The 13,165-nt window shown below is 64.0% G+C and carries 11 protein-coding genes, 3 tRNA genes and 1 pseudogene; 1 reads left to right on the top strand and 14 read right to left on the bottom strand.

All coding sequences use genetic code 11. The features are described 5' to 3' along the window. Nucleotides 1-69: 69 nt before the first annotated feature. From EJO66_RS31795 to trpE, 11 genes are all read right to left on the bottom strand, one after another. A tRNA-Thr gene (locus tag EJO66_RS31795) sits at nucleotides 70-144 on the bottom strand. A gap of 40 nt (nucleotides 145-184) precedes the next feature. Next, nucleotides 185-258, bottom strand: a tRNA-Gly gene (locus tag EJO66_RS31790). Nucleotides 259-323: 65 nt separating this feature from the next. After that, nucleotides 324-409: transfer RNA gene (locus EJO66_RS31785), tRNA-Tyr, on the bottom strand. Between the two features lie 91 nt (nucleotides 410-500). Then, entirely contained in the window at nucleotides 501-1,220 is a 720-nt protein-coding gene (locus EJO66_RS31780) for a uracil-DNA glycosylase (protein WP_125967191.1), read from the bottom strand. Continuing rightward, nucleotides 1,217-2,017, bottom strand: a complete 801-nt coding sequence (gene trpC, locus EJO66_RS31775; protein WP_124958642.1) for an indole-3-glycerol phosphate synthase TrpC — start codon at nucleotides 2,015-2,017, stop codon at nucleotides 1,217-1,219. The genes EJO66_RS31780 and trpC overlap by 4 nt, the downstream gene beginning before the upstream one ends. Before the next feature lie 29 nt (nucleotides 2,018-2,046). Beyond that, the gene (gene trpD / locus EJO66_RS31770) at nucleotides 2,047-3,072 is read right to left on the bottom strand and encodes an anthranilate phosphoribosyltransferase (RefSeq protein WP_124958641.1); all 1,026 of its coding nucleotides are present in this window, start codon (nucleotides 3,070-3,072) and stop codon (nucleotides 2,047-2,049) included. Between the two features lie 20 nt (nucleotides 3,073-3,092). After that, complete coding sequence (locus EJO66_RS31765) at nucleotides 3,093-3,752, bottom strand: LysE family translocator (RefSeq protein WP_125967190.1); 660 nt, start codon at nucleotides 3,750-3,752, stop codon at nucleotides 3,093-3,095. Nucleotides 3,753-3,776: 24 nt separating this feature from the next. Beyond that, nucleotides 3,777-4,835, bottom strand: coding sequence for a low-specificity L-threonine aldolase (gene ltaE / locus EJO66_RS31760; RefSeq protein WP_125967189.1), 1,059 nt, complete (start codon nucleotides 4,833-4,835; stop codon nucleotides 3,777-3,779). A 6-nt stretch (nucleotides 4,836-4,841) separates the two neighbouring features. Then, the gene (locus EJO66_RS31755) at nucleotides 4,842-5,426 is read right to left on the bottom strand and encodes an aminodeoxychorismate/anthranilate synthase component II (RefSeq protein WP_124958638.1); all 585 of its coding nucleotides are present in this window, start codon (nucleotides 5,424-5,426) and stop codon (nucleotides 4,842-4,844) included. Next, complete coding sequence (locus EJO66_RS31750) at nucleotides 5,423-5,815, bottom strand: GxxExxY protein (protein ID WP_125967188.1); 393 nt, start codon at nucleotides 5,813-5,815, stop codon at nucleotides 5,423-5,425. The genes EJO66_RS31755 and EJO66_RS31750 overlap by 4 nt, the downstream gene beginning before the upstream one ends. Beyond that, nucleotides 5,812-7,314 carry an anthranilate synthase component I gene (gene trpE, locus EJO66_RS31745; protein ID WP_124958636.1) on the bottom strand — a complete coding sequence of 501 codons (1,503 nt, stop codon included), beginning with the start codon at nucleotides 7,312-7,314 and terminating at the stop codon, nucleotides 5,812-5,814. The genes EJO66_RS31750 and trpE overlap by 4 nt, the downstream gene beginning before the upstream one ends. 327 nt (nucleotides 7,315-7,641) lie before the next feature. Here trpE and EJO66_RS31740 point away from each other — a divergent pair, with 327 nt between their 5' ends. Next, entirely contained in the window at nucleotides 7,642-8,241 is a 600-nt protein-coding gene (locus EJO66_RS31740; protein ID WP_124958635.1) for a chalcone isomerase family protein, read from the top strand. Nucleotides 8,242-8,274: 33 nt separating this feature from the next. On the opposite strand, the gene gph is transcribed toward EJO66_RS31740, so the two are convergent. The 3 genes and pseudogenes from gph to EJO66_RS31720 form a co-directional block, all read right to left on the bottom strand. Beyond that, complete coding sequence (gene gph, locus EJO66_RS31735) at nucleotides 8,275-9,003, bottom strand: phosphoglycolate phosphatase (RefSeq protein WP_125967187.1); 729 nt, start codon at nucleotides 9,001-9,003, stop codon at nucleotides 8,275-8,277. Between the two features lie 311 nt (nucleotides 9,004-9,314). Then, nucleotides 9,315-12,278, bottom strand: coding sequence for a DEAD/DEAH box helicase (locus EJO66_RS31730; RefSeq protein WP_125967186.1), 2,964 nt, complete (start codon nucleotides 12,276-12,278; stop codon nucleotides 9,315-9,317). Nucleotides 12,279-12,531: 253 nt separating this feature from the next. Continuing rightward, a pseudogene (locus tag EJO66_RS31720) lies at nucleotides 12,532-13,165 on the bottom strand (hypothetical protein); the annotation flags it as partial.

The raw sequence follows: 13,165 nt of genomic DNA, 5'->3' as shown, positions 1-13,165 counted from the left end.
GACTCCGAAAAAAACGATTTCAACGCATGCAGATGGGTTGCAAACCTGGCGTTGCAACCCCCTAAAAACTGGTGCCCTTTGCGGGAATCGGACCCGCGACCTCTCCCTTACCAAGGGAGTGCTCTACCACTGAGCCAAAAGGGCTTTGTCTAACCAATCGCTTTCCGGCGCCGAACCGGGTCTCTGGAGCGGGAGACGGGAATCGAACCCGCGTCATCAGCTTGGAAGGCTGGGGTTCTACCATTGAACTACTCCCGCATCGGGGGCACTTCAAGGCACCCAAAGCGCTAGATCCAATCGCTCTTAGAAACCAAATTCATCGCTGGTGGAGAGGGCTGGATTCGAACCAGCGTACTCGTTAGAGGGCAGATTTACAGTCTGCTGCCATTAACCACTCGGCCACCTCTCCGGCGAACCTCGAAATATAGCACGGTTTTGTGACTACGCAGAACTCAGCACCAAGAAGATGCGGGGAACTGCCCGAGGCGAAGCAGCCGGCATTATCCGTGAATTTCGCCGTCCGGCCGGTGCGCGAGCCGCCAGGCGCGCGCCTCGCCGAAGTGACCGCAGCCGATGAACGGAACGGGCGGGCGCAAGGCCGAAAGCGGCGACGGATGATTCGACATCAGCACCTTATGGCGGCCAATGTCGATCAACGCACGCTTACTTTGGGCATGCGAACCCCACAGCATAAAAACAACAGGCTTCTCGCCGTCTGAAACATGGCGGATGACCGCGTCGGTCAGCACCTCCCAGCCGCGGCCCGAATGGCTGGCCGGCTGCCCCTCCTCGACCGTCAGGCAGGTGTTGAGCAGCAGCACGCCGTGGGTCGCCCATTTCACCAGGCTGCCGCCCGGATTCGGAAACGGCGGCGGCGGCGTTCCCAGGTCGCGCTGGAGCTCCTTGAAGATGTTGCGCAGCGACGGCGGCAGCGCCACGCCCGGCGCCACCGAGAACGCAAGCCCCTCGGCCTGGCCGCGCCCGTGGTACGGGTCCTGCCCCAGGATGACGACGCGCACGTCCTCGGGCGGCGTCAGCTCCAGGGCCCGCAGTGGTTGTGGCGGGAAGATGACCGCGCCGGCGTCAAGGCGCTCGCGCAGGAAGCTTCTCAGCTTCTGCCCCACGGTGCTGCCGAAAAAGTCCTCGACCAGCGGCCGCCAACCTGGTGCCACGGGCCAGTCGGCGGGATCGCTGCTCGCCAGCTGATCGGGCCGGCTCATTTGAACAATGCGGCGAGCGCCTCGCCGGGTTCCTTGGCGCGCATGAAGGCCTCGCCGACCAGGAAGGCGTGGACGCCGGCCGCGCGCAGGGTTGCGACGTCTTCGCGCGTGGCAATGCCCGATTCGGTGACGGCCAGCCGGTCGGCCGGCAGCCTGGGCAGCAGGTCGATGGTGGCCTGGATCGACACCTCGAAATTGCGCAGGTTGCGGTTGTTCACGCCGATGAGCGGCGTCTTGAGCTTGAGCGCGCGCTCGAGTTCGGCCGCATCATGCACTTCGACCAGCACCGCCATGCCGAGCCCGCGCGCGATGGCTTCGTAGTCCTTCATTTGCGCGTCGTCGAGGCAGGCGGCGATCAACAGCACGGCATCGGCGCCCATCGCGCGCGATTCGTACACCTGGTAGGGGTCGACGATGAAGTCCTTGCGCAGCACCGGCAGGTCGCACGAGGCGCGGGCCTGCTTGAGGTAGTCGACGCCGCCCTGGAAGAACTGCTTGTCGGTCAGCACCGAGAGGCAGGCCGCGCTGATTTCGCCGTCGCCCTCGGCATAGCTCTGCGCGATGTCGGCCGGAATGAAGTCTTCGCGCAGCACGCCCTTGCTCGGGCTGGCCTTCTTGACCTCGGCGATCACGGCGGCGTGGCCGGCGGCGATCTTGGCGCGCAGCGCGCCTTCGAAATCGCGCGTCAGCACGCGGCTTTCGGCGTCGAAGCGCACGGCTTCGAGCGGGCTTTTCTTCTGCGCTGCAGCAATTTCCTGCCGCTTGACGGCAATGATCTTGTCGAGGATGTCGGACATTTTTTTGCGTTCCTGGCTGTTTTCCTGCTTCACGCGGCTGCCGTGGAGGCCTTGACCAGTTCGGCCAGCTTGGCGCGCGCCGCGCCCGATGCCACGGCCTCGCGCGCACGCTCGATGCCCGCGGCCATCGAATCGGCCACGTTGGCGGCGTACAAGGCCGCGCCGGCGTTGAGCAGCACGATGTCAAGCGCCGGGCCGGCCTGATTGTCGAGCACGCCAAGCAGCATGGTCTTCGACTGCTCGGGCGTGTCCACGCGCAGCGCGCGGTTGCTCGACATGGCAAAGCCGAAATCCTCGGGGTGCAGTTCGTATTCGCGGATCTCGCCGTCCTTGAGTTCGCCCACCATGGTGGCGGCGCCGAGCGAGATCTCGTCCATGCCGTCGCGGCCATACACCACCATCGCGTGCTCGGTGCCCAGGCGCTGCAATGCGCGCACCTGGATGCCCACGAGGTCGGGGTGGAACACGCCCATCAGGATGTTCGGCGCACCGGCCGGATTGGTCAGCGGGCCGAGGATGTTGAAGATGGTCTTGATGCCGAGCTCCTTGCGCACGGGGGCGACGTTCTTCATGGCCGGGTGGTGGTTGGGCGCGAACATGAAGCCGATGCCCACCTCTTCGATGGAGCGCGCGATCTGCTCGGGCTGCAGGTTGATGTTGACGCCCAGCGACTCCAGCACGTCGGCGCTGCCCGACTTGCTCGACACGCTGCGCCCGCCGTGCTTGCTGACCTTGGCACCCGCCGCGGCCGCGACGAACATCGAGCAGGTCGAGATGTTGAAGGTGTGCGAGCCGTCGCCGCCGGTGCCCACGATGTCGACCAGGTGCGTGGTGTCCTTCACGGGCACCTTGGTCGACACCTCGCGCATCACCTGCGCGGCCGCGGTGATCTCGCCGATGGTTTCCTTCTTGACGCGCAGGCCGGTGATCAGCGCCGCCATCATCACGGGCGAGCATTCGCCGCTCATGATGAGCCGCACGATGTGCAGCATTTCGTCGTGGAACACCTCGCGGTGCTCGATGGTGCGCTGGAGCGCTTCCTGGGGGGTGATCATGGGGAGTCTCCTCGGTGTTTTCAGGGGCTGACGCGGCCGGCCGGTGCGTCCGCGAATGCAAGCTTGAGGCCGAAGCCGATGAACAGCACGCCGGCCGCCCGGTCGAGCCAGTGCATGCCCTTCTGCACGGCGCTCCTGCGCGCCATCCAGCCGGCAAACGCGGCCCATCCCACGATGACGGGAATGGAATTGAGGTTGAACAGCACGCCCAGCAGCACGAAGTACAGGCCCTTGTTGTCGGCGCCCGGCGCGATGAACTGCGGCACGAAGGCCAGGAAGAACAACGCGACCTTGGGGTTCAGCACGTTGGTCCAGAAGCCGCCCATGAAGATGGCCTTGAGCCCGCGCTCGCCCGATGCGGCGGCCGCCTGCCGCAGATCGGCCGGCGCCTTGGCGCGCGAGAACACCATGCGCACGCCCAGGTAGAGCAGGTAGGCCGCGCCGACATACTTGAGCACCGCGAAGGCCGCCGCCGAGGTGGCCAGCAGCGTGCCGACGCCGACCGCCGCCGCGAAGATGTGGACGAAGCAGCCGGCAAGAATGCCGAAGCCGCCGACGATGCCGGCGCGCACGCCGGAGCGCAGCGAGTTGGCAACGATGTAGAGCACGTCGGGCCCCGGCGTCAGGTTCAGCAGCCAGCCGGCGGCGATGAAAGCGAGCAGATGCGGGAGATCGGGCATCGCGGGCTCCTTGGTTCCCTGGTGTCAGGCGTTGAAGAAGCCGCGGATGGCCGCCACGGCGCGGTCGACGCCGGCCGCATCGACATCGAGGTGCGTCACGAAGCGCAGCCGATAGAGCCCCGTCGCGAGAATGCCCTGCCCGTTGAGGCTCGCGAGCAGTTCGGTCGAACGCGCCTGCGCAGCGCCCGTGAGGTCGACGAACACGATGTTCGTGTGCGGCGCCTCGACCTTCAGCCCCTCGATGCCTTCGAGCCCCTCGGCCAGGCGCCGGGCGAGTGCATGGTCGTCGGCGAGGCGGTCGATGTGATGGTCGAGCGCATGCGAAGCCGCCGCGGCAAGCAAGCCGGCCTGCCGCATGCCGCCGCCCGCCATCTTGCGGATGCGGTGCGCCCGCGCGATGAACTCGCGCGAACCCACCAGCGCCGAGCCGATGGGCGCGCCCAATCCCTTGCTGAAGCAGACCGACACGCTGTCGAAGCACTGGGCGATGCGGCGGGCTTCGGCGCGGACGTCGCCGCGCCTGTTCTGCGCGGCCTGTGCCGTGGCGGCATTGAAAAGCCGCGCGCCATCGAGGTGCCGCTGCAGTCCCCTGCTTTTCGCCAGGTCCGTTGCCGCCTGCACGTATTCGAACGGCAGCAGCTTGCCGCCCAGCGTGTTCTCCAGCGCCAGCAGCCGTGTGCGCGCGAAGTGCGCGTCGTCGGGCTTGATGGCGGCTTCGATCTGCGCGAGCGGCAGCGTGCCGTCGGGTGCATGGTCGAGCGGCTGCGGCTGCACGCTGCCGAACACCGCGGCGCCGCCGCCTTCCCAGCGGTAGCTGTGCGCCTGCTGGCCGACGATGTACTCGTCGCCGCGCCCGCAGTGCGAAAGGATCGCGCACAGGTTGCTCTGCGTACCGGTCGGCACCAGCAGCGCCGCCTCGAAGCCCAGCAGCGCGGCGATCTTCTCCTGCAGCGCGTTGACACTCGGATCTGTGCCGAAAACGTCGTCGCCGAGCAGCGCCGCCATCATGGCCTCGCGCATCGCCGGGGTGGGCTGCGTGACGGTGTCGCTGCGCAGGTCGACGAGGGAGGAGCGTTCTGTCATGGCGGGTCAGTCCAGGAAGTTCTTGAGCATCGCGTGGCCATGCTCGGTGAGGATCGATTCGGGATGGAACTGCACGCCCTCGATGCGCACGTCATGCGCAAAACCGGTGTGCCGCACGCCCATGATCTCGCCGTCGTCGGTCCAGGCGGTGATGGCCAGGACCGAAGGGCAGCTCTCGCGCTCGATCGAGAGCGAGTGGTAGCGGTTGACGGTGAACTTCTGGGGCAGCCCCGCGAACACGCCTTCCTGCGTGGTCGTGATCTCGCTGGTCTTGCCGTGCATGAGCTGCTGCGCGCGCACGATCGTGCCGCCGAAGGCCGCGCCAATGGCCTGGTGGCCCAGGCACACGCCCAGGATCGGCAGCTTGCCCGCGAACGCCTGGATGGCCGCCACCGAAACGCCCGCTTCCGCCGGCGAGCAGGGGCCCGGCGACACCACGAGCCGCGTGACGCCCGAGGCGATCAGCTCGCCGATCTGCGCCACCGTGATCTCGTCGTTGCGATGCACCTGGACATCCGCACCCAGCTCGCCCAGGTACTGGACGATGTTGTAGGTGAACGAATCGTAGTTGTCGATCATCAGCAGTTTCATGGCTTGCTCACAATCCGGTGCACGCCCTTGACGACGGGGAACACGTTGAAGTTGATCAGAAGGCCCAGCTTGAGGCCCGAGAGGCGCAGCGCGGCAAGCACCTGCGCGCGGTGCAGGTCGGTCAGCACGTCGACCGCCTTGAGCTCGACGATGACCGACTGCTCGACCACGAAGCCCGCGCGGTACACCTCGCCGAGCGAGCGGCCCTTGTAGCTGGCCGAGAGCGCCACGTCGCGGGCAAAGCCGATCTCGCGCTCGGCGAGTTCGATGGCCAGCGCCGCGGCATAGGCGTCCTCGCCCAGGCCCGTGCCGAGCACGCGCTGCACCTCGACGGCGGCGCCGATGATCTCGTGCGAGAAATCGTTCTGGATGTCGGGTATGTTGCTCATTCCAGGCCTTCCTCGACCAGTTCGGCGGCACGCAGCAGTGCGCGCGCCTTGGCTTCAGTTTCTTTCCATTCCAGCTCGGGCACCGAATCAGCCACCACACCGGCCGCGGCCTGCACATGCAGCATCTGGTCCTTCACGATGCCGGTGCGGATGGCGATGGCCACGTCCATGTCGCCCGCATAGCTGATGTAGCCGCAGGCGCCGCCGTAGAGGCCGCGCTTGGTGGGCTCGAGCTGGTCGATGAGCTCCATCGCATGCACCTTGGGCGCGCCGGTGAGCGTGCCGGCCGGGAACGTGGCCTTGAGCACGTCGATGGCGGTCATGCCGTCCTTCAGCGTACCTTCGACGTTGCTCACGATGTGCATCACGTGGCTGTAGCGCTCCACCGCGAAGGCCTCGGTCACCTTGACGGTGCCTGTCTTGGCGATACGGCCGATGTCGTTGCGCGCCAGGTCGATCAGCATCACGTGCTCGGCGCGCTCCTTGGGATCGTTGATGAGCTCTTCCTCGGCTGCCTTGTCGAGTTCGAGCGAGGCGCCGCGCGGGCGCGTGCCGGCCAGCGGCCGGATGGTGATCTTCTGCTCGCCGTCGCCCGTGTTTTCCTGGCGCACCAGGATCTCGGGCGAAGCGCCCACCACGTGGAAATCGCCCAGGTTGTAGTAGTACATGTAGGGCGAGGGATTGAGCGAGCGCAGCGCGCGGTACAGCGACAGCGGCGACTCGGTGTAGCGCTTGCTGATGCGCTGGCCCACCTGCACCTGCATGAAGTCGCCGGCGGCGATCATGTCCTTGGCGCGCTCCACGGCCGCCAGGTAGTCGGCCTTGGCAAAGCTGCGCTCCGGCGGATGCGGCTGCGTGGGCTTCACGACGGGCGCGCTCACCGAATACTTGAGCTTTTCCTTCAGCTCGCGCAGGCGGCGCTTGCCCGCCGCGTAGGCCTCAGGCTGCTTCGGATCGGCATAGACGATCAGGTAGAGCTTGCCCGAGAGGTTGTCGATGACCGCCAGCTCCTCGCACTGCAGCAGCAGGATGTCGGGACAGCCCAATGCATCGGGCGGACAGCTTTTTTCGAGCTTGCGTTCGATGTGGCGCACGGTGTCGTAGCCGAAGTAGCCCGCGAGGCCGCCGCAGAAACGCGGCAGGCCGGGCCGCAGCGCCACCTTGAAGCGCTTCTGGTACTCGGCGACGAAATCGAGCGGATTGCCTGCGGCCGTCTCGACGACCTGGCCATCGGTCACCACTTCGGTCTTCGCATCGGCGCCGAAGCCGCTGGCGCGAAGCAGCGTGCGAGCGGGCAGGCCGATGAAGCTGTAGCGCCCGAAGCGCTCGCCGCCCACCACCGATTCGAGCAGGAAGCTGTGCTTGCCGCCGCCTTGGGAATGGGCGAGCTTCAGATAGAGGGAAAGAGGCGTTTCGAGGTCCGCAAAGGCCTCGGCCATCAGCGGAATGCGGTTGTAGCCCTGGGCGCTGAGGCTCTTGAATTCAAGTTCGGTGATCACGGATTCGTTCTCCAGTTGCCTGCCGGCGCTTCTTGGCCGGTGGCAAGGTCATTCACTGGTGGCCCGGAGTCGAGAAAAAACGATCCGGTACCGCGGGCGCACGGCGTGCGCCGTGCAATCAAACAGTCAGCGATGTATGGCGACGCCAGGGCCAGGCTCCCCGGCTGCCTTCACCTGTTTGAATGATGTGATGAACGAACATGGAGCGTGGAGTTTAGCCCACGAAAACACCGCCGGGTGCAACCGCCGCCTTCAGGGTTCCCCCGAGGGCCGCGAGTAAAACGAAAAGATACATTCGAACGATCGTTCGCAAATCAAGGAAGCCACGTGCCCGCTGCCCTTTCGCTCCCGACCCTGTTCTCCCGCCTGGCCGTGCTGGCCTGCGTCTGGTCCGCGCTCGGTGCCTCGGCCGCGCAGGTCGACGTGGCCGGCGTCAAGCTGAACGACACCCTCGACCTGCGCGGCAGCACCTTGCAGCTCAACGGCGCGGGGGTGCGCTACAAGGCCGTCTTCAAGGTGTACGCGGCCGGGCTGTACGTGGGCAAGAAGGTCTCCACACCCGAGGAGGCGCTGGCCGCGCCCGGGCCCAAGCGCGTGGCCATCACCATGCTGCGCGACATCGATGCCGATGAACTGGGCAGGTTCTTCACCAAGGGCGTGGAAGAAAACTCGCCCAAGAGCGAAATGGTCAACCTCATTCCGGGGCTGCTGCGCATGGGCCGGATGTTCTCCGACCAGAAACAGCTCAAGGCCGGCGACACCTTCACCATCGACTGGCTGCCCGGCACGGGCACGCTGGTGACGGTGCGCGGCGTGCCGCAGCCCGATCCGGTGAAGGAGCCGGCGTTCTTCAACGCCCTGCTGCGCATCTGGCTCGGGCCGGCGCCGGCCGACTGGAAGCTCAAGGACGCGCTGCTCGGCAAATAGCCGCGGCGCCACCTTCTTGGGCCGCGCTTCCGATCAGGAAACGGCTTGGTCGATTTCGGCGAGCGAGTCCACAAAGCCGTCGGCATCGACGCCGCGTATCGGCTCGCCGTGGTTGTAGCCGTAGGTGACCAGCACCACCGGGCAACCGGCGGCGCGCGCGGCCTTGGCGTCGTTGCTGGAGTCGCCGATCATCAGCGTGCGCGCAGGGACAGTGCCCAGCGCTTCGCAGGTCTTCAAGAGCGGCAGCGGGTCGGGCTTCTTGCGCGCGAAGGCATCGCCGCCGAACGCGAAGTCGAAGAAGCCGTCGAGCCCCTTCGCAGCCAGCAGCGGCTTGGCGAACGACGTCGGCTTGTTGGTGAGGCAGGCCAGGCGGAGGCCGCGCGAGCGCAGCGCCTTCAAACCCTCGACCACGCCCGGATACACCGCCGAGTGCTGGCCGTTGATGGCCAGGTAGTGGTGCTGGTAGCGCCCCCAGGCCTGGTCGAAGAGCGCCTGTGCGCGCGCGTGCAGCGCCTGCGCCTTCGCCCCCTCGGGCGCTGCGCCGCCGGGTGACATCACGTGCGCGAGCGCCGAAAGAATCAGGTGCTCCGATCCCTTGCCCACCATCTTCTCGATGGCAGCCGGCGCCACCGGCGGCAGCGAAAGGTCATCGAGCATGCGGTTGAGCGACACCGCGAAATCGCCGAGGGTGTCGACCATGGTGCCGTCGAGATCGACGATGGCGGCATCGAAGCGGGTGTGGTCGAAGCTAATAGAGTTCAAAACAAACAAATAGAGTTCAAAAAACTGCTCGGTACTTTACCGGGCATGAAGAAATAGAGTTCAAAACATTTCGATGGCGTAGATGGAAGGCGAAGGTTCTAGACGTAACTCATCGACGATGGGAGAGCCGAGCCGCGTGAAGTGCTGCTTTCGCCGACGCAGTCACAATTAGACGATCAGATTTCGCACGTCGCCCGACTTGAGGAGGACGCGCGACGCGACATGTGACGAGCAAGTTGCGCGCACCGACCAGGCCCTCCCGAGAAACCGGTAGGCCCCGACCGAGAACCGAGGTTGAAGACGCCTTGATGTCACTCACTGACAAGCCAATAAGCCCTGGCTACGCCACCGCGCTTCGCGTAATCAACACCGAACATCATCAGGTCAGCCAAATGGGCGTCGACCGCCTCGCGACTTATGCCCGGTTGCACTCCAACAACGGTAAAGCTTCGTTTTGTGGCCACCGTATCTTGCAGCAGTTGAGCAAGTTCCGGGAGATTTCCGACAACGAAGCTAGAGGGAAACCGGTGTCGCTGATGCATACGGTCCCGCATATGAGCCAACAGCGTGGCTACATCACAGTAGTAAACCGATTTGACCAGTTGGCCGGCGACTTCGTATACATCACCGACTCGCCCTCCGGTCGGAGCGCCGCCGGCTCCTTTGCAGTGATAGAGACCGATATCAACATCTCCCTCAGCTGAGACGGTCACGGCAATGTAGTCCGCCGCCTCTCCAGAGCGATGATCGTAGAACAGAGCCACCAGACCCGGTACAGCCCGCAAGTGCTGCTCCAGATGCTCTTGAACCGTGGTTTGGCCAGCGAGCGCTGCACGCTTCCGCGCCGCGTCAGCCGTTCCATCGTTGGGTACAAACTCGACTCCGATGGAGCACCCGTTCCAGTCAATGAACTCTGCATCTCCAGGCGTCAATGCCGCGGCTTGAATTTGCGGTGCAGCCATAAGATTCATTCCCTCAAAAGAGGACTTGTCGGCCGCATAAAAAACCGGCGGATGCTCTCGCAACCATTCGTCGAGCGGCATCCAATCGTCCATTGCCGACTCGACCTGGATCTCTATCACCTCGTCCAGGAGAGAGACCATTGGGCCGTTCTGGATCGAGAATCGCATGAGAATGGAGTCTTCTTCATGGATGACCTTGAAGTCCATTCTTCCTTCCGCCGGCAAAGGGGCGAACTCAGCCAGCTCGCAGTCGGTGAGTCTCTTGTAGGAAGCATCGCCCCCGGCCCGCCAGTACCGTATGCGCGGATTCGTCTTGAACCCGGCTTTGGACCAGCTCCCCGCTATGACCACTTGGGGAATTTCTCGCAGTTGTGTTGCAGCGCGCACGATGTCCAGTTGCGTTTGGGCGAACGGGGCGTTCCCAACAAGCCGAGCATTCATCCGCTCGACCCAATCCATAAATTCGGACACCGAGAGATTCTGATTGCTCCATATGCGCGAACTGCTGCTTGCGCCGATGGTCTCCTTTTCGTTGCCGGCCATGCCGCTGCCGAAGAAGTGCCCCTGCGAATAGGCTCTGCCATCTCCAGCCGTGACCGCACGTTCCGCGGCGGGCCCCGTGAGGGTCCGATACGTCTCACCTTGAGAATTGAAAGTGGTGTTCTTCAATCCGACGTTGTAAAAGCGCACCTCATCCAGGCCAGCTCGAGCTCGACTGGTTTCCTCGTAGCTCAGGGGTCGCGAGCTTTCACAGACTTCGTTCATGAGGCCTTGATAAATTTTCTCGGTTCGCCTTGTTGACCCGATGTAGCAGAGCCCGCCGACTGGGAAATACATCAACAAGAATGCGTCGTGCCGGATGTTCATCAACACGTCAGAAGTCGCCCACTTGGGTGGATTCTCATCGACCGTCAGCACAAGGCTGACCGTTCCGTCCTCCGTTACCCATTGCTTGACGGCACGTAGTGCCTTGCCCACCGTATCGCCAATCTTCGAGAAGTCGGGGGCCTCTGAGCAACGAAAGACGCGAACGTGCGCATAGAGCTGAAGGACGAGCGGAGACACTGCGTCGTAGTCGGATTCTGCGACCTTGCTCACGGAGAATCGCTCAAGAACTGCCTGCTCCTCCGCATTTCCTTCAAGTTCTTCTTGAGCCGCGTTGTCAATCATGAGGGCAAGGTCAACGCCTTCTTTCAACAGCGCATTTGGAGCGTCAACAATACGCGCGAGAGGTGCGATCAGCGTTGCATCTCCGGTGGTGTCGTCGCTTCGAGCAAAGCGTCCTATGAACTGAATCGTCGGCACCAGGGAGCGGTGAGGCGCGTGCAAGGCGGCGACCTTCAACTTGGGAAAATCGTACCCCTCGCCAAACATGTCGACGCACACAATGCCTTGCAGCTCTCCAGACAGAAGCTTCTTTTCGTATTCGTCCTGCTTTCGCTTGCCAACTTTGCTGTCGATGGCTTCGACCGCGACCCCAAGGCCGCGGTAGATTGGTACAAGCTCCCGCGCGGTTTTGATGTTCGCCGCTCGAACAAACAATCGATGGTCCTTCCCCTGTTGCGCATCGGCTTCCAATTGAGCGACGGCGGTCACGGCGATGGATCGATCAATCTCAGCGTCGTTGAGGGGGTCAACAACCGGAGCAGCGCGGAACGACACTGGACGGAAAGCTCCTTCGTCAACCGCACGTGTCACTGGGTAGCGATAGACCAATTTTCCCGGAATAACGCGGCCGTCACGCCTGAATGGTGTTGCCGTGAGAAAGAGGAATCGAGCGCTCTTGAAATGCGCCAAGAAGGCGGCCCACGTATCTGCAGGGGCATGGTGAGCCTCATCAAAAACGATGAGGTCGAACAGATCTTCGCGCGCACCTGGCGCCAAGGAGGGAGAAGCGCTTGACGGCGTCGAGACTACAACGTCCTGTTCAGCAAGCTGCTCCCACGCGGCAGCATCTTCAGGCCGCCCTTCGAGCCTGGCGACCATTGGATTTGGAAACTCCGCGGGAATAGCACCGATTCTTCGAAGCGTGGAGAGCTCACGAAAATGAGAGGTGACTTGTTTACGCAGCGCATCGGAGGGCTCAACGATGAGAACACGCTGCGCGCCTGTAAGCAGCGGCAAGGCCATCATCAACGACGTCTTTCCGTAGCCAGTAGGCAGACACACGATGGCTGGGTCATCGTGAATAGTGGCGTGGGCAAGTACCGCATGAAGCGCGCCAAGTTGCCCGAGTCTGAAACCTTGATTCGGCGTCGAGCCCTGCTTTGCAAGGTTCAATGCGTCGCAATGTGCCGCGAAAAATCCAGCCATAGCCCCTCCAATATTTCTTCTTGTTTATACGCGCTACATAGGATGTAGGGACCTCCATTCCCATCAATATCATTTCAATCGCCTCTGACTCAACCGTCGTGCACTTGCAGGCAAACACCTGTTTAACCCATCCACCGGGTCAGTGTGCCGTCCCCCGGCCTTGCTGCTGGCCTCGCCCGCTTCCAGCTACATGACCGGGGCGATCATTCCGGTCGATGGTGGTACCTCCGCGCGATAGGAGACAGGAACCCCGCTACTTCAACGCGGCGCCGCCTCGCGCGAGGTATTGCACCGAGAGGCGCGCGAACTGGCCTCCGTCTGTGCTGATCGAGGTTTGGTGACCGCCGCCAGCGCTGAAGACCATTCCGATGGTATGCATCTCGCCGTATTCCTGGGTGTTGGTCAGCATGTAGTCGACGTGGTTGTCGCGGTAGTGCTGGTCGGTGCCGCCGGGCGTATCGGAAGGCACGCCCATCGGCGTCTGCCACCACAGGATCGGCAGGCCGTTGCCCAGGGCCGTGCGGTAGTCCGAATACTGCTTCTGGTTGTCGTGGAAGCTGGGGCTGGTCTGGTTGCTCACATCCCAGTAGAACGGGGCGCTTCCGTTCTGGCATTCTGCGGGTGGCGATGCTGCCTCCCGGCAGCCCGCGTCGCGGTCGCTGGTCTGCGCGACGATGAAGTCTGCCTGGTTCGCGCCGACGGCACGCATCATCGCGGCGACTTCGACGGGCGTGCCGCTCCAGAAGGCGGGCGGAAACCCGATCAGCGCCTTCGGGGCGACCTTGCGCCCCATCTGCACGAAGCACTGGCCGAGGCCCGCGACGGTGTCGGGCAGCGTGGCGCATTCGGGCTGGCCGCTCACGGCGGCGGCCATCTTCGTCAGGTCG

The sequence above is a fragment of the Variovorax beijingensis genome, from assembly GCF_003951285.1.
Taxonomy (GTDB): domain Bacteria; phylum Pseudomonadota; class Gammaproteobacteria; order Burkholderiales; family Burkholderiaceae_C; genus Variovorax; species Variovorax beijingensis.
The sequence above is the reverse complement of the archived record's forward strand: the minus strand, read 5'-3'. Positions and strand labels throughout refer to the sequence as shown.

What these genes read in the sequence shown, in the direction of transcription:
- EJO66_RS31780 (WP_125967191.1), bottom strand. Translation starts at nt 1,220, where the DNA reads ATGAGCCGGCCCGATCAGCTGGCGAGCAGCGATCCCGCCGACTGGCCC.
- trpC (WP_124958642.1), bottom strand. Translation starts at nt 2,017, where the DNA reads ATGTCCGACATCCTCGACAAGATCATTGCCGTCAAGCGGCAGGAAATT.
- trpD (WP_124958641.1), bottom strand. Translation starts at nt 3,072, where the DNA reads ATGATCACCCCCCAGGAAGCGCTCCAGCGCACCATCGAGCACCGCGAG.
- EJO66_RS31765 (WP_125967190.1), bottom strand. Translation starts at nt 3,752, where the DNA reads ATGCCCGATCTCCCGCATCTGCTCGCTTTCATCGCCGCCGGCTGGCTG.
- ltaE (WP_125967189.1), bottom strand. Translation starts at nt 4,835, where the DNA reads ATGACAGAACGCTCCTCCCTCGTCGACCTGCGCAGCGACACCGTCACG.
- EJO66_RS31755 (WP_124958638.1), bottom strand. Translation starts at nt 5,426, where the DNA reads ATGAAACTGCTGATGATCGACAACTACGATTCGTTCACCTACAACATC.
- EJO66_RS31750 (WP_125967188.1), bottom strand. Translation starts at nt 5,815, where the DNA reads ATGAGCAACATACCCGACATCCAGAACGATTTCTCGCACGAGATCATC.
- EJO66_RS31730 (WP_125967186.1), bottom strand. Translation starts at nt 12,278, where the DNA reads ATGGCTGGATTTTTCGCGGCACATTGCGACGCATTGAACCTTGCAAAG.